Below are 22,611 nucleotides of genomic sequence, written 5' to 3'. Positions count from 1 at the left end.
TGGCCGCCTCGTCAGGTGAGATGGCCGAACTGGTCCGCAGCGGCGTAGGTGAGCCAGGAGGCGGCGACCAGCGCCACCACGACGACGACCGTCGCCCCCACGGACACGAGGGTGCGACGCTCGCGCGGCGCGTAGGCGTAGGCGGCGCCGAGCGCGAGCCCCACCACGAGACCGCCCAGGTGGGCCTGCCACGCGATGCCGGGGAAGAACAGCCCGATCGCGAAGTTGATGCCGATGAGCACGACGATCTGCATCGCGTTGCGGCCGGTCCGGCGCAGGACGAGCAGGATCGCCCCGAACAGGCCGAACACCGCGCCCGAGGCGCCGACGACGGGCTGGTACCAGGCCTCCGACGTCGGGCCCCCCGCGAGGAGCAGGTAGCCGACGGAGCCGCCGAGCGCGGAGAGCAGGTAGAGCGCCGTGAAGCGCAGCCGGCCGAGCTGCTGCTCGAGGAACGGGCCCGTGATCCACAGGGCGTACATGTTGAAGAGGATGTGGACGGGGCTCGTCGAGTGCAGGAACGCCGCCGTGAGGAAGCGGTAGGGCTGCAGCTCGCCGACCCAGGGCGCGAACGCGAGCATGTTCGTCCACGTGCCGCCCGTGACGAGCTGGAGGAGCCAGCTCACGACGCACAGGCCGATGATCGTGAACGTCACGACGGGCGGCCCGCCGCGCACCTTCCCACCCAGCGCGGTGCGCTGCGTCGGCGCCTGGCGGGCGGCGTCGCGCACGCAGTCGACGCACTGGACGCCGACCGCGGCCGGTCGCTGGCACTCGGGGCACGCCGGGCGCCCGCACCGCTGGCAGCGCACGTACGACACGCGGTCGGGGTGCCGCGGGCACACCGGCGGGACGGCGGGACCGTCGTGCGGTCCGGCCGTCCCGTACGCCGGCGGGCCGGGTGGCCCGGGAGGTGTCGCCGAGATGGTCAGTCCTCGATGGTGACGGACGTGATGACGATGTCCTCCTGCGGGCGGTCGCCCGGACGCGTGGGCGTCGCGTTGATCGCGTCGACGACGGCGCGGGACTCGTCGTCCGCGACCTCGCCGAAGATCGTGTGCTTGCCGTTGAGCCACGGCGTGGGGACCGTCGAGATGAAGAACTGCGACCCGTTGGTGCCCTCGGCCTCGCCCGTGACCGGGTTGCGGCGCACGCCCGCGTTCGCCATCGCCAGCAGGTACGGGCGGTCGAACTGGAGCTCGGGGTGGATCTCGTCGTTGAACGTGTAGCCGGGGCCGCCGGTGCCGGTCCCGAGCGGGCAGCCGCCCTGGATCATGAAGTCCTGGATCACGCGGTGGAAGATCAGGCCGTCGTAGAAGGGCTCGGTGCGCTCGGCGCCGGTGCGGGGGTCGGACCACGTCGTGGTGCCCTGGGCGAGCCCGACGAAGTTCGCCACCGTCTTCGGGGCGTGGTTCGGCAGGAGCTCGATCCGGATGTCACCTGCGGTCGTGTGGAGGGTTGCGAACATGGGCACCATCTTCCCACGAGACCCGCGCCCGACCCGTCCGGGGCGATGTCTCGCGGCGTGGCCGGGGTGGTGGCAGAGTGGGCGGAAACGCATCGCATCCGCACATTCGTCCCGTCGGACGACGACCCCGGGGAGCACGCATGACCCGTACTCGCTCAGCGAGCGACTCCGTCAAGGACACGCTCGAGTCGATCGACACCGAGAAGCTGAAGGAACAGGCCGCGCAGGCCGCCGCGACCGCGCAGAGCGCCGCGACCCAGCTCGCGGACCAGGCCAAGGACGCCGCGGTGCACGCCAAGGAGTGGGGCACGCCCAAGGTGGAGGCGTTCCTCGAGTGGCTCCAGCCGCGCGTCGAGAAGGCGTGGCAGGACAGCATCCAGGCCGCCGCGCCGCGCGTCGAGAAGGCCGCGACCAAGGCCGCGCCCGCGATCGACACGGCGCACGACCGCCTCGTGGAGGACGTGCTGCCGAAGATCGTCGCGAGCTTCAACGCCGCCGCCGCCAGCGCGGCCGACTCCGCCCAGCGCGCCGCGGACAACGCGGCCGAGGCGACCGCCGCCGCCACGGCCGCGGCAGCCGCCGCGTCGGGCAAGAAGGCGCGCAAGCTCGCGAAGCAGGCCAAGAAGGCGACGACGGAGGCCGCGAAGCAGGCGCAGAAGTCCGCGGGCAAGGCCGGCAAGAAGGCCGCCAAGCACGCCGACAAGACCGCGGAGAAGGCGGCCGCCAAGCTCGCCGCGGCCGCGGACAAGGCGGCGGCCAAGGCCGCCGAGGCGGACTCCTCGAAGGGCAAGGGCCGCACGCTCTGGTGGATCGCCGGTGGCGTGACCGCCGCGGGCGTCGGCTACGTGCTCTACCGCCGCGCGCAGCCCACGACCGACCCCTGGGCCGAGCCGTGGGAGCAGGAGCAGCAGCAGGTCCACTTCGACGACGTCGTCGGCGACGCCAAGCACGCCGTCGGGGATGCCGCCGAGTCGATCGGCGAGGCCGCGGGTGCCGCCGTCGCGAAGGGCCGCGAGGCCACGGACAAGCTGGCCGAGCGCGCCGCCGAGGTCCGCGACGACGTCACCGACCGCGTCACCGAGGCCGTCTCCGACGCGAAGGACGCCGCGAAGAAGGCGACGAGCCGGGCACGCAGCACCACCCGCGGCGGCGCTGCCGGCGCGAAGGACGCGGTGAAGGACACGGCGGAGGACGTCAAGGACGCCGCCGCGGACGCCAAGGACGACCTGGGCGACGCGGGCAAGAAGGCCCGCGAGGCCGCCGAGTCCGCGGCGCAGGACGCCGCCAAGAAGGCCGACGACGCCTGACGCTCCACCCCGCCGTCCTCGGACGGCGACAGACGACGAGGGGCCCGTCCCAGCAGGGACGGGCCCCTCGTCGTCCCCAGGGCGGACACCTCACGAGCACGCGGGCACGGCGGCGGCACGGCGGCGGCACACAGCCTCGGCGGCGGCACACAGCCTCGGCGGCGGGCACGCCGAGGCCGGACGCACGAAGACCCCGTCCGCAGCCGGACGGGGTCTTCGTGGTCGTGACGATGGTGGAGCCAGGGGGACTCGAACCCCCAACCCCCTGCTTGCAAAGCAGGTGCGCTACCAATTGCGCCATGGCCCCGGGTGACGCGGCCGGGGCCGGTCAGCGGCGAGAGGTGCTCACTCGAAGGTGTCGGTGACCTCTGCCCAGAGGTCGCGCTCGGCGTTGTCCTCCGTGTACTTGCGCCACACGAGGTACCCGGCGCCGGCGGCGAGGAGCAGGAGCAGAAGCTTCTTCATGGTGTTCCCCCTCGAGTGGGTTGGCAGTGGGCCTAAGAGGACTTGAACCTCTGACCTCTTCCTTATCAGGGAAGCGCTCTAACCGTCTGAGCTATAGGCCCGCACGCGCCTCGCCGGACAGCCCCAGGAGGGCTGCTCCGCTCGCAGGCAGCGATTGAGGTTACCCCACCGGGAGCCGCAGACCCAAACCGAGGGCCCGTGCCTCCCGGTCGGGGAGCCGGTGCGCGGTCAGTCGTCGGTGAGCGTGAGGTGCACGCCACCCACGAGCGCCGCGACGATGTTGTACAGGAACGCCATGATCGTCGAGAGCGCCGTGATGATGACGACGTTCACCACGCCGAGCAGCGTGGCGATCGAGATCACGCGGCCGAACGCGACGTACTGACGGATGTCGACGTCCGTCTCCGTGCCGACGATCTGCGTGAACAGCTCCTCGATCTTGTAGAAGACCTGCATGCCGTCCAGCACGTACCAGACGACGGCGGTCGCGACGACGGTCATGATCCCGATGGCGACCGCGAGGAGGAAGCCGAGCTTCATCGCGGACCACGGGTCGATGCGCGAGACCGCGAGCCGCACGCGGCGCGGGCCGCCGTCGGGCCGGACGGCGGGCGTCGCGCCCGTCGCGGTCCCCACGGCGGGCGTGGCGCCCGTGAGCGGGCTCGCGGTGCCCGTCACCCCGGCGGCGGAGTAGTGCATGGAGGCCCCGGCGGGAGCGCCGGCGGTCGCCGCGCTCGTGGGGGCCGAGGTGGTCGTGGGCACGCGCCTCACCGTCTCGTCGTCGATCTCGTCGTGCCCGCGCTCGGGCTCCGTCTCTGCGGGTGCGGCGGGGACCGCCGCCGACACCTTCTTCGCGGCCGTCTTCGCCGCCGCGATCGCCGCGGCCGCCGCCTTCACCGCCCCGGCACGCGCGACCGCGACACGGCTCTCGCCCGACGCGCGCTCCATGCCGTCGTCGTCCACCGTGCCCTGCGCGGGCGCCGCCTGGGCGGACGGGCCCGGGGGCGGCGGGGGAGGCGGCGGGACGGCGGCCGACGCCCCGTCACGCGGGGTCGCCGCCGCCGAGGCGCCCTTCGACGAGCCCTTCTTCGACGAGCCGTTCGACGACGTCCCGTCCGCCTCGCCGTGCCGGCTCGGGGACGCGGCCCCGGAGCGTGCCGACGCGTCCGTGTCCGGCCGCGGCACGGTCAGCCGCGGCGTGATGGTCGGCGGTGCGTTGTTCTCGCTGCTCATCTGGTTTCCTCGGTGGTTCCGGGGGCCGGGTCGGTCCCGCCCGCCCCGTCGGACGAGGCGGTCGCGTCGGTGGTCGGTGCGCTGCTCGTGTCGGTGACGCCCGGGGCCGTGCCGGTCCCGTCCTCGCCCTCCACGGTATCCCGATCCTCTCCGAGACGACGCTCGACGTTCCGCGCGACCGCGATGATGCGGTCGCCCTTGTCGGGCTTCGCGAACGTCACCCCCTGCGTGTTCCGACCGGTGAGGTTCACCTCGCCGACCGCGGACCGCACGATCTTCCCGCGCTCCATGATGACCAGGACCTCGTCGTCGGCCTCCGTCACCAGAGCCCCCACGAGATCTCCACGAGCCTCCACCAGGTTGGCGACCTTGATGCCCAGACCGCCGCGGCCCTGGACGCGGTACTCGTCGATCCGCGTGCGCTTCGCGAACCCGCCCTCCGTCACGACGAAGAGGTCGGAGCCCTCCTCGACCACGTCGGCCGAGAGCAGCTCGTCGCCGTCGCGGAACTTCATGCCCGTGACGCCCGACGTCGCGCGGCCGAGCGGCCGCATCGTGTCGTCGTCGGCGGGGAAGCGGATGGACTGGCCCTTGCGCGACACGAGGATGAGGTCGTCGTCGGCGTCCACGAGGAGCGCCGCGACGAGCTCGTCGGGCGTCCCGGACTCGTCCTCGCGCAGGTTGATCGCGATGAGGCCGCCCGAGCGCGGCGAGTCGTACTCCGACAGCCGCGTCTTCTTCACGAGGCCGCGACGCGTCGCGAGCACCAGGTACTGCGCCGCGTCGTAGTCGCGCAGGTCGAGGACCTGGGCGATCTTCTCGCCCGGCTGGAACGCGAGCAGGTTCGCGACGTGCTGGCCCTTGGCGTCGCGCCCGCCCTCGGGGAGCTCGTACGCCTTCGCGCGGTAGACGCGGCCGAGGTTCGTGAAGAACAGCAGCCAGTGGTGCGTCGTCGTCACGAAGAAGTGGTCGACGATGTCGTCCTCGCGCAGCTGCGTGCCGCGCACGCCCTTGCCGCCGCGCTTCTGGGCGCGGTAGCTGTCGCTGCGCGTCCGCTTCACGTACCCGCCGCGCGTGATGGTGACGACCATCTCCTCCTCGGCGATGAGGTCCTCGATGGAGACCTCGCCGTCGAACGGGAGGATCGTCGTCCGACGCTCGTCGCCGTACTTCGCGACGATCTCGCCCATCTCGTCGCCCACGATCGACCGCTGCCGCTCCGGCTTCGCCAGGATGTCCTGGTAGTCGAGGATCTGGCGCTCGAGCGCGTCGTGGTCGTCGAGGATCTTCTGCCGCTCCAGGGCCGCCAGACGGCGCAGCTGGAGGTTGAGGATCGCGGTCGCCTGGACCTCGTCGACGCCCAGCAGCTCCATGAGGCCCGTGCGGGCCTCCTCGACGTCGGGCGAGCGCCGGATCAGCGCGATGACCTCGTCGAGCGCGTCGAGCGCCTTGAGGTACCCGCGCAGGATGTGGATGCTGCGCTCGGCCTCCGCCAGCAGGTACCGCGTGCGGCGCACGACGACGTCGAGCTGGTGCGTCGTCCAGTGCCGGACGAACGCGTCGAGGCTCAGCGTGCGCGGCACGCCGTCGACGAGCGCCAGCATGTTCGCGCCGAACGTGTCCTGGAGCTGGGTGTGCTTGTACAGGTTGTTGAGGACGACCTTCGCCACCGCGTCGCGCTTGAGCACGACGACGAGGCGCTGGCCCGTGCGGCCCGACGTCTCGTCGCGGATGTCCGCGATCCCCTGGACGCGGCCCTCCTTGACGAGGTCCGCGATCTTCGCGGCCAGGTTGTCCGGGTTCACCTGGTAGGGGAGCTCCGTGACGACGAGGCACACGCGGCCCTGGATCTCCTCCACGTTGACCACGGCGCGCATGGTGATCGAGCCGCGGCCCGTGCGGTACGCCTCCTCGATGCCCTTGTGGCCGAGGATCGTGGCGCCCGTGGGGAAGTCCGGGCCCTTGATGCGCTGCAGCAGCGCCGCGAGGAGCTCCTCGCGCGAGGCGTCCGGGTGGTCGAGGTGCCACTGCACGCCCGCCGCGACCTCGCGGAGATTGTGCGGCGGGATGTTGGTCGCCATGCCGACGGCGATGCCCGCCGAGCCGTTGACCAGCAGGTTCGGGAACCGGGCCGGCAGGACCGACGGCTCCTGGGTGCGGCCGTCGTAGTTGTCCTGGAAGTCGACGGTGTCCTTGTCGATGTCCCGGACCATCTCCATGGCGATCGGCGCCATGCGGCACTCGGTGTACCGCGGGGCGGCCGCCGGGTCGTTGCCGGGGGAGCCGAAGTTACCCTGGCCGGCGACGAGCGGGTAGCGCAGCGACCAGTCCTGCACGAGGCGCACGAGCGCGTCGTAGATCGCGCTGTCGCCGTGCGGGTGGAACTTGCCCATGACGTCGCCGACGACGCGCGAGCACTTCGAGTAGGAGCGGTCGGGGCGGTAGCCGCCGTCGTACATCGCGTACAGCACGCGCCGGTGCACGGGCTTGAGGCCGTCGCGCACGTCCGGCAGCGCACGACCCACGATGACGCTCATCGCGTAGTCGAGGTACGACCGCTGCATCTCGAGCTGCAGGTCCACCTGCTCGATGCGCCCGTGGTGCACCGCGACCGCCGTCCCGTCGGCGTGCACGATCTCCTCGGACCCGTCGCCGGGAGCCGTGGGCTCGTTCTCGGGGTTCTGCTCGTCGGTCACGGTCTACCTCGTTCGTTCGTCTCTTCGTGCGTCGTCGTCCTGGAAGACCTCCGGACCCGCCCGGGAGGGCGGGCCGCGCCGGGGCGTCCGGTCCTGCCGCCCCCCGGCTCCGCGAGGAGCGGCTCAGATGTCAAGGAACCGCACGTCCTTCGCGTTGCGCTGGATGAAGCTCCGGCGGGACTCGACGTCCTCGCCCATGAGGACGGAGAAGATCTCGTCGGCCGCCGCGGCGTCGTCGAGGGTCACCTGGTTGAGGGTGCGGTGCTCGGGGTCCATGGTCGTGTCCCACAGCTCCGAGTAGTCCATCTCGCCCAGACCCTTGTAGCGCTGGATCCCGTTCTCCTTGGGGATCCGCTTGCCGGCGGCCTGCCCGGCGGCGAGGAACGCGTCGCGCTCCTTGTCGGAGTACACGTAGTCGTGCGGGGCGTTCGACCACTTGAGCCGGTAGAGCGGCGGCTGCGCGAGGTAGACGTGCCCGTTCTCGATGAGCGGGCGCATGTACCGGAACAGCAGCGTGAGCAGGAGCGTCGCGATGTGCTGGCCGTCGACGTCGGCGTCGGCCATGAGGACGATCTTGTGGTACCGGAGCTTCGTGAGGTCGAAGTCCTCGCCGATGCCGGTGCCGAACGCCGTGATGATCGACTGGACCTCCTGGTTGGACAGGGCCCGGTCGAGGCGCGCGCGCTCGACGTTGAGGATCTTCCCGCGGATCGGCAGGATCGCCTGCGTCCGGGGGTTGCGCCCGCGCACGGCCGAGCCGCCCGCGGAGTCACCCTCGACGATGAAGATCTCGCACTCCTCCGCGCGGTTCGACTGGCAGTCGCGCAGCTTGCCCGGCATGCCGCCGGACTCGAGCAGGCCCTTGCGGCGGGTGGCCTCGCGCGCCTTGCGGGCGGCGAGACGCGCCTGCGACGCCTGGATCGCCTTGCGGATGACGTCGCGACCCTCGTTCGGGTGCGCGTCGAACCAGTCGGTGAGCTGCTCGTGCACGACGCGCTGCACGAAGGTCTTGGCCTCGGTGTTGCCGAGCTTCGTCTTCGTCTGGCCCTCGAACTGCGGCTCGCCGAGCTTCACCGAGATGACCGCCGTCAGGCCCTCGCGGATGTCGTCGCCCGTGAGGTTCTCGTCCTTCTCCTTGAGGATGCCCTTGTCGCGCGCGTAGCGGTTGACCAGCGAGGTCATCGCCGCACGGAAGCCCTCCTCGTGCGTGCCGCCCTCCGTCGTGGAGATCGTGTTCGCGTAGGTGTGGACGGACTCCGAGTACGCGCTCGTCCACTGCATCGCGATCTCGACCGAGATGCGCTTCTCCGTGTCCTCCGACTCGAAGTCGATGACGTCGGGGTGGACGAGCTCGACCTTCTTCGCCGTGTTGAGGTGCTTCACGTAGTCGACGAGGCCGCCGTCGTACTTGTAGGTCACGGTGCGCGCGGGGGACGAGCCGGCCGCCGCGGTGCCGTCGGCCTCCGAGACGCCGTCGGCGTCCGCCACCGCGTCGTCCCCGCCCGTCACCTCGTCGCCGGTGTCGAGGTGGGCCGGACGCTCGTCCGTCAGCGTGATGCGCAGCCCCTTGTTGAGGAACGCCATCTGCTGGAAGCGCGCACGCAGGGTCTCGAAGTCGTAGTCGGTGGTCTCGAAGATCTCCGGGTCGGCCCAGAAGGTCTGCGTCGTGCCCGTCTCCTGCGACGGCTCGAGCCGCTCGACCGGCGCGACCGGCTTCCCGCCCTCGGTGAACTCCTGCCGCCACGCGTACCCGTCGCGCCGGACCTCGGACACCATGCGCGTCGAGAGCGCGTTGACGACCGACATGCCCACGCCGTGCAGACCGCCGGAGACGGCGTACCCGCCGCCGCCGAACTTGCCCCCGGCGTGGAGGATCGTCATGACGACCTCGAGCGTCGGCTTGCCCTCGGTCGGGTGGATCGCCACGGGGATGCCACGGCCGTTGTCGACGACGCGCACGCCGCCGTCGGCCAGGAGCGTCACGTCGATGGTGTCCGCGTGCCCGGCGAGGGCCTCGTCCACAGAGTTATCCACAATCTCGTACACAAGGTGGTGGAGACCGCGCTCACCGGTGGAGCCGATGTACATGCCCGGACGCTTGCGGACCGCCTCGAGGCCCTCGAGGACGGTGATGTTGCTCGCGTCGTAGCCGCCGCCCGCCGAGGGTGCCGCCTCCGCGGACGCCGTCGGGTCGGGGATGGCGGTGTCGGTGTGCTCTGCCACGGGCAGGACTGCTCCTCGTCGTCGTGCGCGCGACCGCCGTGTCCGTGCCGGACCGGCCGCCGCTGCTCAAAGGTTCCGGGCCCGCACCGCCGCCTGCGCCTGCTCCGTGCGAGGAGCGTCCGACCGGCCGCGGACGGCCGGTGGAGGCACCGCGGACGGGTTGCGCGGGCGGGTGGTGACAAGACCCGGAATGACCTCCCCAGTCTACCCGCCACGAGCCGAATTCCGCGGATCTCGGCCGTCCGGAGGACATCTCGCAGGACATTCGCGACGCGATCCGCGCCGTCCCGGCGGAAGTTCTCCACACGGTTGTCCACAGGCTCTGTGCACGACACTCGGGCGACCGTCGACGGTCGTCGAAAAAGTGCCCGCAGCAACCGTCCTGCGCTCCAGGTGGGAGCGCTACCGCAACCGACAAGTCGGGAATCGGTGTTTCACGCGGAAAGTGGTCTAATACCACACACCATCCTGATTCGCGCGTCGTCCGCGCAGCAGCGATATCACGCGGGCGGCTCGACCCCGAAGGGACCCCACTCAGTGAAGAGACTCCTCGCGAGCGCTGCGGCGACGGCGCTCGCGCTCGGCGGCCTGCTCGTGGCCACCGCGGCACCCGCCTCCGCTCACACGCCCGACGTCACCGCCGACTGCACGACGCTCTCGGTGAAGCTCTGGGCCTACTCGAAGAAGAGCAACGAGCTCACCGTCACCGTGGACGGGAAGGAGGTCGAGTCCACGACCTTCGAGCGCCAGCTCACGCGGTCGTACGACCTCGACCCCACGCAGGACCACACCTGGACCGTCTCCGTCGACGCGTCTGACGGCCGCCAGTACGACTACGAGCGGTCCGGCTCGACCCGGGCCTGCGAGACACCCGACGCCCCGGTCCAGGTCGGCGTCTACGTCTACCCCAAGCTGGACAGCACGAAGGACGCGGCCTGGGAGAACTCCGGCCCGCAGAAGATCGTCACGAGCGCCGAGATCACCCCGCCCGAGAAGCCGTGGGACAAGGCGTGGGTCGTGCAGCCCCTCGACCTGGACGACGTGCGCGAGGTCGCCCGGGCGATCCAGCCGGACGTCGACGCGGCCGGGCTGTGCACCGCCTGGGCCGTCCAGCAGGACCTCGTGGACCTGCCCGGCGGTCTCGACGACCTCCCGACGGACATCCGCTACTCGCCCGACGGCAAGCACCTCGGGGAGTTCCCCGAGGGCACGCTCGTCGCGTGGGACCACCAGGACCTCGCCGATCTCCTGCCTGAGGGCGCGTGCGACACCCCGAGGCCCGGTGCGCCCGCCCAGCCGGTCCAGGAGGAGGTCGACGTCCTCGTCACGCCGGCCGTGCCGACCGCCGTCGAGGTCTGCGGCACCGAGCTCACGGAGCAGAACCTCCCCGCCGAGTCGGAGGACGTCCGGTACACCCTCACGGACGAGGGCGTCGTCGCCGAGCCGAAGGACGCCGCGGCGACCTTCTCCCCCCAGACCGAGGAGCTGGGTTACCTCGTGACCGAGGACGGCCGGTTCGCGCTCTTCCCGCTCGAGGACCTCCTGCCGTCCGACGAGGCGTGCGCGCTCGTGCCCGGCGAGATCGGCGCCGTCTGCCAGGGCGACGTCCCGTACCTCGGCTACGAGATCGGGCTGCCCGAGGGCGTGACGGTCGACTCGGAGACCCCGCTGACGATCACCTTCCTGCACCCGAACGGCGGCGAGGACTACGTCGTGACGGACCAGCCGCTCAGCGGGACCCTCCTGTGGCCGGGCGCCTCCGCCGAGGAGCCGAGGCAGTGGCCCGGGTTCGTCCGGAACGAGGACGGCTCGTACACGGAGACCGACGGCAACTACGCCTGGACCCGCGACGGTGCCGAGGTGCTGTTCGAGGTCAACCCGTCGTACTCGACCGTGGTCGAGTACCCGCCGGCGACGAGCGCGTGCGCGAACCCGCCCGTCGCCCCCGTGGCCGTCGAGGACGTCGCCGGACCCGAGGAGCCGACCGGCCCCGCGCTCGCCACGACCGGTGCGACGGTCGCCGGCGCGGCCGCGTTCGCCGCGCTGCTCGTCGGCGGCGGGGCCCTGGTGCTCTGGCTGCGCCGTCGCGCCCAGGCCTGACCCCCCTGACGTGGTGACCAACGCCCCGGTCACCACCCGCGAGGCCCGCCGTGCCCCCTGCACGGCGGGCCTCGTCGTCGGTCCGGACCCTCTCAGCCCCAGGTGTCGCGGGGACCCGGCCCGCGGACGGACTTCTTCCCCCGGCGGAAGCTCGGGCCCGCCGGCCCGAGGACGGTCACCGTCTCGACGACCCCCTCGCCCACCTCGCGCGCGAGCCGCTCGAGCAGCTGCGGCGTGAGGAGCCGCACCTGCGTCGCCCACGCCGTCGAGTCGGCCCGCACGACGAGCACCTTGTCCTCGAACGTCTCGGGCTCGCAGTGGTCGGCGACCTGGTCGCCCACGACCTCGCGCCACCGCCCGACGACGCCCCCCACCGACACGTCCGCGACCCAGTCCCGCTCGCGCAGCAGGCGCGCGACGACGTCGCCCAGGAGCTGCGGGTCGCGGCCGCCCGGGCGCGCGCCCGACGTCGGCGGGTCCGCGAGGATGCGTCGGCGAGGCTCCTGCCCGGGCCGCAGCCCTTTCGCGCGCGCCGCCGCCTTGGCGCGGTTCAGGGCCTGTCGCGCCACCTCCGCCGGCGGGGTCAGCTCCACGACGTGGCCGACGGGCAGCCCCGTGGCGCGTCGCTCCGGGAGGTCGTCGGCCGTGCCGGGGCGCGCGTCGTCGTCCTGGCGGTCCGCCGGATCCCGGTCCGCGGGCTCAGTCCTCGACACGGTGCACCGTCCCGTCGTGCACGGCGAACCGCGCGCCGTCGAGCCGGCTCGGGACGTCGTCGGGCACGGCCGCGGTGATGATCACCTGGCCCGCGTCGGCCACGAGCTCGGCGAGCCGCTCGCGCCGCCGGACGTCGAGCTCGGCGAACACGTCGTCGAGCACGAGGATCGGCTCGCCGTCGGGCCCCCACTGGTCCGCCCACAGGAGCGAGTCGAGGCCCGCGGGGGCGCCGTCGCGCAGCAGCCGGTACGACGCGAGCCGCAGCGCGAGCGCGAACGACCACGACTCGCCGTGGCTCGCGTAGCCCTTCGCCGGGAGGCCGCCCAGGGTGAGGACGAGGTCGTCGCGATGGGGACCGACGAGGTTCACCCCGCGGTCGACCTCCTTCGCGCGCACGGCCTCCATGGCCTCCAGCATGCGCCTCTCGAGCGTCGCCACGTCGGGGATGCCCGACGCCGGTGCGTCGCCCGGGTCCGCGGCGTCACCTGTGGCGGGCGGCCCCACGGGACCGTCGTCCGCGTCGAGCGCCTCGTCCACGGACGAGCGGTACGCGATGCGCGCCTCGCCCTGCCCCGCGCTGACCTGCTCGTACGCCTCCGCGACGTAGGGCGTGAGCGCGGCCACGAGCTGCAGGCGCAGCGCCGTGATCTCCGCGCCGAGGCTCGCGAGACGCGCGTCCCACACCTCGAGCGTCGCGAGCGGCGAGGCCGCGGTCTCGGGTGCGTCGTCGTCGGGCGGCGGCTCGACGGCGGACGGCCTCCGCCGGCCGCGCCCGCGCAGCGCCGTCGCCGACTTGAGCAGCGCGCCGCGCTGGCGCAGCACCCGGTCGTAGTCCGCGAGGAGCGCCGCCACGCGCGGCACCAGGAGCACCGCGAGCTGGTCGAGGAAGCGGCGCCGTCCGTCCGGGTCGCCCTTGACGAGCGCGAGGTCCTCCGGCGCGAAGAGCACGGTCCGCACGATGCCGAGCACGTCGCGCGGCCGCTGGGCCGGGGAACGGTTGATCCGCGCCCGGTTGGCCCGTCCCGACGCGATCTCGAGCTCCACGGTGCTCGCCCGGTCGCCCCGCACGACGCGGGTCCGCACGACGGCGCGCGGAGCCCCCGCACGGACGAGCGCGGCGTCGCCCGCGACGCGGTGGCTCGCGAGCGTCGCGACGTACCCGATCGCCTCGACGAGGTTCGTCTTGCCCTGCCCGTTCTGCCCGACGAGCGCGTTCACGCCGGGGACGAGCTCGACGTCGACGGACTCGTACGAGCGGAAGTCGACGAGGGAGAGGTGCGAGACGTACATCGGTGCGGCGAAGGTCGAGGAGGTCGGAGGGGACCGGTCAGGCCGGGGGTTCGAGCGGCCCGGCTCCCGGGGAGGCCGGACCGGCCGCCTTGACCGCGTGCCCGCCGAACTGCTGGCGCAGCGCGGCGACGGCCTTGAGCGCGGGCGACTGCTCCTGGCGCGAGGCGAAGCGCGCGAAGAGGGCGGCGGAGATGACCGGCAGCGGGACGGCGTTGTCGATCGCCTCGTCGACCGTCCAGCGGCCCTCGCCGGAGTCGTCGACCCAGTCGTCGATCGCGGCGAGCTGCGGGTCCTCCTCGAGCGCCTTGACGAAGAGGTCGAGGAGCCACGAGCGCACGACCGTGCCACGGGTCCACGCCTTCATCGTGCCGTGCACGTCCTTGACGAGCTCGCTCTTCGCGGCGAGGAGCTCGTAGCCCTCGGCGTACGCCTGCATGAGCCCGTACTCGATGCCGTTGTGGACCATCTTCGCGAAGTGCCCGGCACCGACCTCGCCCGCGTGGACGAAGCCCTCCTCGCGCGGGCCGTCGGGACGCAGGGCGTCGAAGACCGGCATGGCCGCCTCGACGTACGTCCGGTCCCCGCCGACCATGAGCCCGTAGCCGTTCTCGAGGCCCCAGACGCCGCCCGAGACGCCGACGTCGAGGTAGCCGACGCCCTTCTCGGCCAGCTCCGCCGCCCGCGCCTGGTCCTCGGCGTAGTAGGAGTTCCCGCCCTCGATGACGAAGTCGCCCTCGCCGAGCAGGCCGCCGAGCTCGGTGACCACGCCGCGGGTCGCGTCGCCCGCCGGGACCATGACCCACACGATGCGCGGGCCGTCGTCGGGCAGCGCGGCCACGAGGTCGGCGAGCGTCGCGACATCGGACACCTCCGGACGAGGGTCGTAGCCGACGACCTCGATGCCGGCGGCGCGGACGCGCGCCCGCATGTTGTTGCCCATCTTGCCGAGGCCGACGAGGCCGATGCGCGTGACCATACGAGTCCTCCGGGGTGCGGTGGTGCGGTGCGAGCCGTCCGGCTCCGTCGGGGTCAGCCGGCGAAGCGGATCGGCACCAGCAGGTAGCGGTAGTGGGACGAGTCCTCGCCGTCCAGGGAGTCCTGACCCGTGAACTCGACCGGCTTGTTCGGGTGCGTGAAGCTCAGGCGCACGAAGTCGGTGCCGAGCGCGCCGAGGCCGTCGAGGAGGAACTGCGGGTTGAACGCCACCGAGATGTCCTCGCCGACGAGCACCGCCTCCAGCGCCTCGGACGCCTGCGCGTCGTCGCCCTGCCCGGCGTCCAGGACGACCTGCCCGTCCGTGAAGGACAGACGGATCGGCGTGTTGCGCTCGGCGACGAGCGACACGCGCTTGGCGGCGTCGATGAGCGGGGCGGTGGGGACGACGGCGTGGATGGGCGTCTCGTCCGGGAAGAGCCGGCGGACCGCGGGGTAGTCGCCGTCGACGAGCTGCGACGTCGTGTGACGGCCCCCGGCCTCGAAGCCGATGAGGTCCACGCCTGCGCCCGTGTTGAGCCCGATGTTGACGAGACCCGAGCCGCCGAGGGACTTCGCCACGTCGTTGAGGGTGCGCGCGCGCACGAGGGCCACGGCGGAGTAGCTCGGGGTCACAGGCGTCCAGGTGAGCTCGCGCAGGGCGAGGCGGTACCGGTCCGTCGCGAGGAGCGTGATCTTCTCGCCCTCGATCTCGACGCGCACGCCCGTGAGGAGGGGGAGCGTGTCGTCGCGGCTCGCCGCCACCGTGACCTGCGCGACGGCGTTCGTCAGCTCGTCGCCCGAGACGGTCCCGGAGAGCTCGGGCATCGCGGGCAGCGCCGGGTACTCGTCCACCGGCATGGTGAGGAGCGTGAACCGGCTCGCGCCGCACGTCACCGTGACCTTGTTGCCCTCGAGAACGACGTCCACGGGCTTCGCGGGCAGCGCCCGGGAGATCTCGGCGAGCAGCCGGCCGGAGACGAGGACCGTGCCGGGCTCGCTGACCTCGGCGGGGATCTCGGAGCGGGCCGAGACCTCGTAGTCGAAGCTCGACAGCCCGATGGTCCCCGACGCGTCGGCCTCGAGCCGGACCCCGGCGAGGACGGGCGCGGGCGGGCGGGTCGGCAGGGTTCGCGCCGTCCAGGTCACCGCGTCGGCCAGGACATCACGCTCAACCCGGAACTTCATCCCACACCCTCTCGTCCCCACGTCTCGGTCGGACCCGATCTTCACATGTGCCGCCCTGCTTCGCCGCGACGCCGGGCTCGCCGTCGGGGCCGCTCGTCCTCGCTCGTCCACCGGACAGGTCTGCCGCTGTGGACACGAGGTGCCGGGTCGCAGGTCCGCGCACACGTGTCGTGCATGAACCCTACGCGAGGAGGCGGGTGGGAGGAACTGGAACGGCAGGCCTGGGGACGGAGGCCCGACGGCGGTCTCCGCCGACGTCGCGCCCTCGCCGCGGCTCGACGAGGATCGGGAGCAGGCTCGTGGAGCACAGGTCGCACCGTCGGCCGCCGGAGCCTGATGAAGGCGTGTGGAATTTCCCCTCTGAGAACACTTTCGTCGTCGTCATAGGGGTTGTGGATCTCGTGGAAAACCGGTGTCCGCCCAGGTCAGAGGGCACAAATGCGTGTGGACGAACCGGTGAGCCCAGTGTGGGAAAGTCGCGGCGCCTGTGGGCGGCCGATCTGTCCCCACACGTCGTCCACCGATCGAGGGTGCCCCGTCCACACCGAGAGGGCCTTCGTCCACAGCTGTCCACAGAACTGTGCACATCCCCGGTGCGGGTGGGCCGTCCACAGGGTGTGTACGAGGATCTCCGTCCACAGGTTTCGGGGGGAAAACCATGATGTTGTCAGGATTTGTCGCGACACACGAGACCCTGTGGTCCACCGTCGTCGTCTGTATTCCGCGGATGTGAATACCCACAGGAGTCCTGTGGATGACTGTGGACAACTCCACCCACATGCTGTGTACGAGTGTCGTTCACGACCGTGGCTGGGTAGTCGCGTGGGCGCGTGGAGCCGATATCCACAGAATATGGCACCGCAGTGGGCAACCCTGTGGACAGCACGCGAGACCGGTGAGGAAGGGTCTTCGGGAGCTGGTGAGACCCTCCAGCGGCGGTGGACGACCCCGATGACACGTCGCTCGGGGAGGGGCGCGTCCGGTCCGCCCGGGGTCGTCGGACGGCGTCGCGTCGCGACGAGGCTCGACAGCCGGAAGAAGATCGGCCTGGTCGCCGAGGGATCTCGGTGATCTCGGACCCGCTCCGCGGGGGGTGACGAGAATCTCCGGGCAGAGACCTGGAACGTGATGGACGTGGATCGTCCGAGCTCGACGCAGGGCGAGGAGGGCCACCGGGGCGCGTGACGAGGAGGGCCACCGGGGGCGTGCGGTGCGACGCGAGAGAGCCCGGCCGCGACGCCCGACCGCGACGTGTGCCAGAGCAGCACCGTCCGGGCACGGTCGCGCCGCCTCAGCCGCGGTGCTGCTGCTTGATCCGGCTCGTGAGCTCCGTGACCTGGTTGTACGTGGAGCGGCGCTCGGCCATCTGCTCGGTGATCTTGCGGTTCGCGTGCATGACCGTCGTGTGGTCGCGGCCCCCGAACTGCTGCCCGATCTTCGGGAGCGACAGGTCGGTGAGCTCGCGGCACAGGTACATCGCGATCTGGCGAGCGGTGACGAGGACGCGCGATCGCGAGCTGCCGCAGAGGTCGTCGATCGTCAGGCCGAAGTACGCGGCCGTCTGCGCGATGATCGCGGCGGGGGTGATCTCCGCGCTGTCCTCGTCGGTGATGAGGTCCTTCAGCACGATCTCCGCGAGCGGGAGGTCGACCTGCTGGCGGTTGAGGTTCGCGAACGCGGTGACACGGATCAGCGCGCCCTCGAGCTCCCGGATGTTCGTCGAGATGCGCGACCCGATGTAGGACAGCACGTCGTCCGGAGCGGCGAGGCGTTCGCTCGACGCCTTCTTGCGGAGGATCGCGATGCGCGTCTCGAGGTCCGGCGGCTGGACGTCGGTGATGAGGCCCCACTCGAACCGGGAGCGCAGGCGGTCCTCGAACCCGTTGAGCTGCTTGGGGGGCAGGTCGGACGTGATGACGACCTGCTTGTTGGCGTTGTGCAGCGCGTTGAAGGTGTGGAAGAACTCCTCCATCGTCTGCTCCTTGCCCTGCAGGAACTGGATGTCGTCGATGAGGAGCACGTCGACGTCGCGGTAGCGCCGCTGGAACGCCCCGGCCTTGCCCTCGCCGATGGAGTTGATGAAGTCGTTCGTGAACTCCTCCGAGTTCACGTAGCGCACGCGCACGTTGGGGTACAGGTTGTGGGCGTAGTGCCCGATCGCGTGCAGGAGGTGCGTCTTGCCGAGGCCGGAGTCCCCGTAGATGAACAGCGGGTTGTAGGCCTTGGCGGGTGCCTCGGCGACCGCGACCGCGGCCGCGTGCGCGAACCTGTTCGAGGAGCCGATGACGAACGTCTCGAAGACGTACTTGGGGTTCAGCCGGCTCGGCTCGGCCTGGGGACGCGGCGGGGGAGGTGCCGGCAGGTCCGGGAGGAGCACGTCGTCGGGCTCGATGTAGGGGCGCTCCACCGCCGGCCGCGACGCGGGCGCGAGGACGGGGTCGGAGCTGAGCTCCGGGTCGACGGTGATGCCGAACCGGACGTCGCGCCCGAGGCAGGAGGACATCGCGGTCACCAGCTCGTCGCGGACGCGCGTCTCGAGGTACGTGCGGGTCTGCTCGTGGGGGACCGCGATGAAGACGGTGTCGTCCAGGATCGCGAGCGGCTTGGCCAGCCGGATGAACGCGATCTGCCGCGGGGTGATGTCCGGGCTCGCCTCGAGGATGCTCAGGGTCTGTGCCCAGACGTCGGCGATGTTCTCGTCCGGGTTGGCCACGGGCAGTTCCTCACGGGGGTCGACAGCGTGCGCCGGGCAGAGCTCCGGCCGTCGAGCACGCTGACGGGCCGGGCGGGGCTGCGCCGACGAGGAGTAAGGTCACGGATGGGGTGATGCTGGGGTCGATCGTGCCACGGGAACCCCTCATCCACATAGTTGTCCACAGGCTGTGGGTTGTAGGGTGAGGATGCTCTCACCGGCAGGATGCCGGGATCCGGGACGACGCCGCGCCATCGTCGCACGCGGCGAAGGTCACCCGTCGTGGTTTGACCCGGAGGGGTCGCGCAGCGTAACGTCAGACAGCCGTTCCAGGTGTTCTTGGCGCGCCCGCGTGGAGGAAACTCGACGCGAGGCCTCACGTCAGGAACTCCCTGCGAGGACCCGGTGCCCCCAGCAATGGCCATCCGGTCCGCGCGCCTGAGCGGTGACCGGGCGGGGGACCGCCCGGCGCACGACCCGAACCACCGGCAGGAGCCAACCGGAGCCTGTCACTGCATCGTCGAGGACATAGACGGTGTACCTCCCCGACGTTCTTGGAGTACCTCGTGAGCAAGCGGACCTTCCAGCCGAACAACCGGCGCCGGGCGAAGACCCACGGCTTCCGGCTGCGCATGCGGACCCGCGCCGGCCGCGCCATCCTGGCTGCCCGCCGCCGCAAGGGCCGCACCGAGCTCTCTGCCTGATCGCACGTGCTCCCCGCGGCGCACCGACTGCGCCGTTCCGTCGATTTCGAGCGGGCGGTGCGCCGCGGCGTGCGTGCTGGTAGGTCGACCGTGGTCGTGCACCTCTCGGAGGATCCCGAGGGCGCTGCTCAGCCGCAGGTCGGCTTCGTCGTCTCCAAGGCAGTGGGGAACGCGGTGCACCGCAACCTCGTGAAGCGCCGACTGCGCGCCGCCACGGCGTCGCGCCTCTCCGTGCTGCCCGCGCACGGGCGCGCCGTCGTCCGCGCGCTTCCCGGCGCGGCGCTCGCCTCCTTCGAGGAGCTCAGCGCCGACCTCGACAGCGGTCTCGTGCGTGCGACCCGTCGGCTCGACGAGCGAGCGGGCGAGCGTCGATGACGACGACCCACCCGCCGCGCGTCCCTGCGCCGTCCTCGCCCGAGGAGCCGGGGACCGACGAGCGCGGCATCGTCCGCCGGGTCGTCGACCTGCTGCGCCGGGTCCCCGCCCTCACGCTGATCGGCATGATCAGGGCCTACCAGTCGGTGATCTCCCCGATGACCGGGCCCACGTGCAAGTACTACCCGTCCTGCTCCCAGTACGCCCTCACGGCGGTGCGTCGTCACGGCGCCCTGCGCGGAACGGGCCTCGCCCTCTGGCGGCTGCTGCGCTGCAACCCCTGGAGCCTCGGTGGGGTCGACGATGTTCCGCCGGCACGACACACGCACTAGCCCGCTGCCCGGGAAACGGGCTTTCACACGCTTTGTCTGAAGTTGAGGGAGCAGTCACGGATGGACTTCTTCGCGTTTCTCTACCCGATCGAGTGGGTAGTCGCTTGGATCATGTACTTCTGCCACCAGGGGCTGACGTTCCTGGGGTTCTCCGATGGTCCGGGGCCCGCCTGGGTGTTGTCGATCGTCGGCCTGGTCATCATCATCCGCATCCTGCTGATCCCGCTGTTCTTCAAGCAGATCAAGGCCTCGCGCGGCATGCAGCTGCTGCAGCCCGAGATGCAGGCGATCCAGAAGAAGTACAAGGGCAAGACGGACCCCGCGTCTCGTGAGGCCATGAGCCGCGAGACGATGGAGCTCTACCGCAAGCACGGGACGAACCCCTTCGCCTCGTGCATGCCGATCCTGCTCCAGTCGCCGATCTTCTTCGCACTCTTCCGGGTGCTGAACTCGCTGAAGCCGATCTCGGACGGTACGTACTCGCGCGACAGCATCGGACCGATCGACGCTTCGGTGGCGAGCGACATCGAGAGCTCGTCGGTCTTCGGCGCCAAGCTCTCCGACGTCTTCCTCCAGACGGACGACCTGCAGACCCGCATCGTCATCGCCGTGCTCATCCTGGCGATGTGCGCGACGACGTTCTTCACGCAGCGACAGCTGACGATGAAGAACATGCCGAAGGCCGCTCTCGAGGGCCCGATGGCCTCGACGCAGAAGATGATGCTCTACGTCTTCCCCTTCATCTTCGCCGTCTCCGGCGTGAACTTCCCCGTCGGTGTCCTCGTCTACTGGACCACGACGAACCTCTGGTCGATGGGGCAGCAGTTCTACACGATCCGACGTATGCCGGCCCCCGGTTCTGAGGCGGAGCGCCTCCTCAAGGAGCGTCAGGCGCGCAAGCGTGCGGCGAAGGGCGTCGTCGAGGACGCGACGCCGGTCATCGAGCAGCCTCGCGGCCAGCGTCAGCAGCCCAAGCGCAAGGACCGCCAGAAGAGCGCCCCTCGTCCCGTCGGGACGGTGTCCGCGACCACCCCGGAGGATGCCCCGGTGGAGGACGCCCCGGCGGACAAGCCGACACCGGGCGGTGCCGCGAAGGGCGGGTCGGGTACCGGCGCGTCGAAGCCCGCGCCCAAGAAGAAGAAGCAGAAGTAGACCTGCGCCCGAGCGCGCACGTGCCGTGAGGAGCAACGCATGACGCCTACCGAGACGCCCGCGCCCGACGCGACGTCCACCGAGGAATCCGCCCCGGAGACCACCCGACTCGAGGAAGAAGGGGAGATCGCGGCGGACTACCTCGAGGAGCTCCTCGACATCGCGGACCTCGACGGTGACATCGACATCGACGTCGAGCACGACCGGGCCGCTGTCGAGATCGTCGCGGACGACCCCGCCGCTCTGAGCTCTCTCGTCGGCGACGACGGCGAGGTGCTCGATGCGCTGCAGGAGCTGACGCGCCTCGCCGTGCAGGCCAGGACGGGGGAGCGGAGCCGCCTCATGCTCGATGTCGCCGGTTTCCGTGCGGGCCGCCGTCGTGAGCTCACGGCGCAGGCCGCAGAGGCGATCGAGCGCGTGCGTGCCGAGGGCGCCAAGGTCTCGCTCGAACCGCTCAACGCGTTCGAGCGCAAGGTCATCCACGACGCCGTGGCCGCAGCCGGGCTGCGGAGCGACTCGGAGGGTGTCGAGCCGCAGCGCTACGTCGTCATCTACCCGGCAGACTGACACCGCCGGACGACTCCACCGCTTCTTCGCCCCGCGTTTCACGTGAAACGCGGGGCGAAGTGCGTTCCTGAGGGTGTGCAACTGCCCACGAGGTGCGAGTGATTCTGGGTGCGTAGCTGCTGACGATCCCGCCGGCAGGGGAGCCGCACAGGAGATGCGGGGCGCGGCGAGCGCCGGTGGCGGGGCGTGTGCGGTCCCGGGCCGATGCCCTGATAGACGGCGTTCGCTACGTCGCGACGACCGCCGTTCCTCGGGTCGGCGAGGAGAAGCGTGACGACGATCCTCGGAACGTGCGGGACCGTGGTCGGAGCGCGTCTTACCTCGCTCCGCACTCGGTGGGCCGCGCACGCTCCACGTCGTTTCACGTGAAACGATGAGGCGTTCGCACACGAGGAGGCAGACGACCCGATGCAGCACGAGGCCGCAGGCAACGAGGAGCCGGACATCCCCCGGGAGGCGTTGATCGAGTACTTCGGTGACTCGTTCGTCGTCGTCGAGAAGTTCGCCGAACGGTTGCGGAACGAAGGCGAGCTGCGCGGTCTCATCGGTCCGCGGGAGGTTCCGCGCATCTGGGATCGTCACATCCTGAACTCGGCCGCCGTCGTGCCCTTCCTGCCCAGGACCGGGCTGATCGCTGACGTGGGATCGGGCGCCGGCCTGCCGGGCGTCGTGATCGCCGCCATGCGGCCGGACGCCACCGTCTACCTCATCGAACCGATGGAGCGACGCTGCGCCTGGCTGACGGAGATCGCCGAGGACCTCTCCTTGCCGAACATCGAGGTCAAGCGAGGACGGGCCGAGGAGTATCACGGGGCGTTCGAGTGCGACGCGGTGACGTCACGAGCTGTCGCTGCACTCGACAAGCTCGCGCGACTGTCGCTCCCGCTGGTTCGACCCGGCGGAGAGATGATCGTTCTCAAGGGTCGCAACGTGAGTCGCGAGATCGATCCGGCGCGGAAGGTCCTGCGGAAGCTCAAGGGGTCGGAGCCGGAGATCATCGAGGCACCGACGCTCCCCGGCGTGGAGACCACGACGGTCGTTCGTATCGTGCGGCAGACTGGATCACGCTGATCTGGGGACGGGTGCCGAGGGCGTGAGCGACACGCCCGATCTCGGCCCCGAGATCCGTCGAA

General features: G+C 71.2%; 19 protein-coding genes and 2 tRNA genes. 8 read left to right on the top strand and 13 right to left on the bottom strand.

All coding sequences use genetic code 11. The features are described 5' to 3' along the window. Positions 1-11: 11 nt before the first annotated feature. Both B9L22_RS09530 and B9L22_RS09525 read right to left on the bottom strand, forming a co-directional pair. Entirely contained in the window at positions 12-821 is an 810-nt protein-coding gene (locus B9L22_RS09530; protein WP_233139919.1) for a rhomboid family intramembrane serine protease, read from the bottom strand. 107 nt (positions 822-928) lie between these two features. Then, positions 929-1,468: a peptidylprolyl isomerase gene (locus B9L22_RS09525; protein WP_021483785.1), complete on the bottom strand. Its 540-nt coding sequence runs from the start codon at positions 1,466-1,468 to the stop codon at positions 929-931. Positions 1,469-1,608: 140 nt separating this feature from the next. Between B9L22_RS09525 and B9L22_RS09520 the strand changes: the two genes are divergently transcribed. Continuing rightward, positions 1,609-2,775, top strand: a complete 1,167-nt coding sequence (locus B9L22_RS09520) for a hypothetical protein (protein WP_086150132.1) — start codon at positions 1,609-1,611, stop codon at positions 2,773-2,775. A 231-nt stretch (positions 2,776-3,006) separates the two neighbouring features. Here the strand turns inward: B9L22_RS09520 and B9L22_RS09515 are convergent. The 6 genes from B9L22_RS09515 to gyrB all read right to left on the bottom strand — a co-directional run bounded on the left by B9L22_RS09515 (position 3,007) and on the right by gyrB (position 9,368). Beyond that, positions 3,007-3,082: transfer RNA gene (locus tag B9L22_RS09515), tRNA-Ala, on the bottom strand. Between the two features lie 38 nt (positions 3,083-3,120). Further along, on the bottom strand, positions 3,121-3,240 hold the full coding sequence (locus tag B9L22_RS20505; protein WP_021483216.1) for a DLW-39 family protein: 120 nt from the start codon (positions 3,238-3,240) through the stop codon (positions 3,121-3,123). A 27-nt stretch (positions 3,241-3,267) separates the two neighbouring features. Next, positions 3,268-3,341, bottom strand: a tRNA-Ile gene (locus tag B9L22_RS09510). 127 nt (positions 3,342-3,468) lie between these two features. After that, positions 3,469-4,473, bottom strand: a complete 1,005-nt coding sequence (locus B9L22_RS20500; protein WP_233139918.1) for a DUF3566 domain-containing protein — start codon at positions 4,471-4,473, stop codon at positions 3,469-3,471. After that, on the bottom strand, positions 4,470-7,109 hold the full coding sequence (gene gyrA, locus B9L22_RS09500) for a DNA gyrase subunit A (RefSeq protein ID WP_044144050.1): 2,640 nt from the start codon (positions 7,107-7,109) through the stop codon (positions 4,470-4,472). The genes B9L22_RS20500 and gyrA overlap by 4 nt, the downstream gene beginning before the upstream one ends. A gap of 183 nt (positions 7,110-7,292) precedes the next feature. Next, a complete protein-coding gene (gyrB, locus tag B9L22_RS09495) occupies positions 7,293-9,368 on the bottom strand; it encodes a DNA topoisomerase (ATP-hydrolyzing) subunit B (RefSeq protein WP_233139968.1) in 2,076 nt (691 codons plus the stop codon). A gap of 561 nt (positions 9,369-9,929) precedes the next feature. Between gyrB and B9L22_RS09490 the strand changes: the two genes are divergently transcribed. Next, positions 9,930-11,492 (top strand): hypothetical protein, encoded by a 1,563-nt coding sequence (locus B9L22_RS09490; RefSeq protein WP_086150130.1) that lies wholly within the window; start codon positions 9,930-9,932, stop codon positions 11,490-11,492. Between the two features lie 92 nt (positions 11,493-11,584). Here B9L22_RS09490 and B9L22_RS09485 read toward each other — a convergent pair whose 3' ends face one another. The 5 genes from B9L22_RS09485 to dnaA all read right to left on the bottom strand — a co-directional run bounded on the left by B9L22_RS09485 (position 11,585) and on the right by dnaA (position 18,369). Beyond that, complete coding sequence (locus tag B9L22_RS09485) at positions 11,585-12,085, bottom strand: DUF721 domain-containing protein (RefSeq protein ID WP_061268303.1); 501 nt, start codon at positions 12,083-12,085, stop codon at positions 11,585-11,587. A gap of 106 nt (positions 12,086-12,191) precedes the next feature. Beyond that, on the bottom strand, positions 12,192-13,496 hold the full coding sequence (recF, locus tag B9L22_RS09480) for a DNA replication/repair protein RecF (RefSeq protein ID WP_086150129.1): 1,305 nt from the start codon (positions 13,494-13,496) through the stop codon (positions 12,192-12,194). 37 nt (positions 13,497-13,533) lie between these two features. Beyond that, on the bottom strand, positions 13,534-14,472 hold the full coding sequence (gene gnd / locus B9L22_RS09475; RefSeq protein ID WP_034651935.1) for a phosphogluconate dehydrogenase (NAD(+)-dependent, decarboxylating): 939 nt from the start codon (positions 14,470-14,472) through the stop codon (positions 13,534-13,536). A gap of 53 nt (positions 14,473-14,525) precedes the next feature. Continuing rightward, the gene (gene dnaN / locus B9L22_RS09470) at positions 14,526-15,656 is read right to left on the bottom strand and encodes a DNA polymerase III subunit beta (RefSeq protein ID WP_034651929.1); all 1,131 of its coding nucleotides are present in this window, start codon (positions 15,654-15,656) and stop codon (positions 14,526-14,528) included. Between the two features lie 1,291 nt (positions 15,657-16,947). After that, the gene (dnaA, locus tag B9L22_RS09465; RefSeq protein ID WP_043651559.1) at positions 16,948-18,369 is read right to left on the bottom strand and encodes a chromosomal replication initiator protein DnaA; all 1,422 of its coding nucleotides are present in this window, start codon (positions 18,367-18,369) and stop codon (positions 16,948-16,950) included. 545 nt (positions 18,370-18,914) lie between these two features. Here dnaA and rpmH point away from each other — a divergent pair. The 6 genes from rpmH (at position 18,915) to rsmG (ending at position 22,549) form a co-directional block, all read left to right on the top strand. Then, positions 18,915-19,052 (top strand): 50S ribosomal protein L34, encoded by a 138-nt coding sequence (rpmH, locus tag B9L22_RS09460; RefSeq protein ID WP_034225701.1) that lies wholly within the window; start codon positions 18,915-18,917, stop codon positions 19,050-19,052. Positions 19,053-19,058: 6 nt separating this feature from the next. Beyond that, positions 19,059-19,427, top strand: a complete 369-nt coding sequence (gene rnpA / locus B9L22_RS09455; RefSeq protein ID WP_031315171.1) for a ribonuclease P protein component — start codon at positions 19,059-19,061, stop codon at positions 19,425-19,427. Further along, positions 19,424-19,759: a membrane protein insertion efficiency factor YidD gene (gene yidD, locus B9L22_RS20740; protein ID WP_021479903.1), complete on the top strand. Its 336-nt coding sequence runs from the start codon at positions 19,424-19,426 to the stop codon at positions 19,757-19,759. Before rnpA ends, yidD begins: the two co-directional genes overlap by 4 nt. Before the next feature lie 60 nt (positions 19,760-19,819). After that, positions 19,820-20,911: a membrane protein insertase YidC gene (gene yidC / locus B9L22_RS09445; RefSeq protein WP_086150128.1), complete on the top strand. Its 1,092-nt coding sequence runs from the start codon at positions 19,820-19,822 to the stop codon at positions 20,909-20,911. A 39-nt stretch (positions 20,912-20,950) separates the two neighbouring features. Continuing rightward, entirely contained in the window at positions 20,951-21,478 is a 528-nt protein-coding gene (locus B9L22_RS09440; RefSeq protein WP_086150127.1) for a R3H domain-containing nucleic acid-binding protein, read from the top strand. A gap of 408 nt (positions 21,479-21,886) precedes the next feature. After that, positions 21,887-22,549 carry a 16S rRNA (guanine(527)-N(7))-methyltransferase RsmG gene (gene rsmG, locus B9L22_RS09435; protein ID WP_086150126.1) on the top strand — a complete coding sequence of 221 codons (663 nt, stop codon included), beginning with the start codon at positions 21,887-21,889 and terminating at the stop codon, positions 22,547-22,549. Positions 22,550-22,611 lie beyond the last annotated feature (62 nt).

Origin of the sequence: Cellulosimicrobium sp. KWT-B, assembly GCF_002127155.1 — a bacterium.
In the GTDB taxonomy this organism is placed as follows: Bacteria; Actinomycetota; Actinomycetes; order Actinomycetales; family Cellulomonadaceae; genus Cellulosimicrobium; species Cellulosimicrobium funkei.
This window is presented reverse-complemented; position numbering and strand designations above follow the sequence as displayed.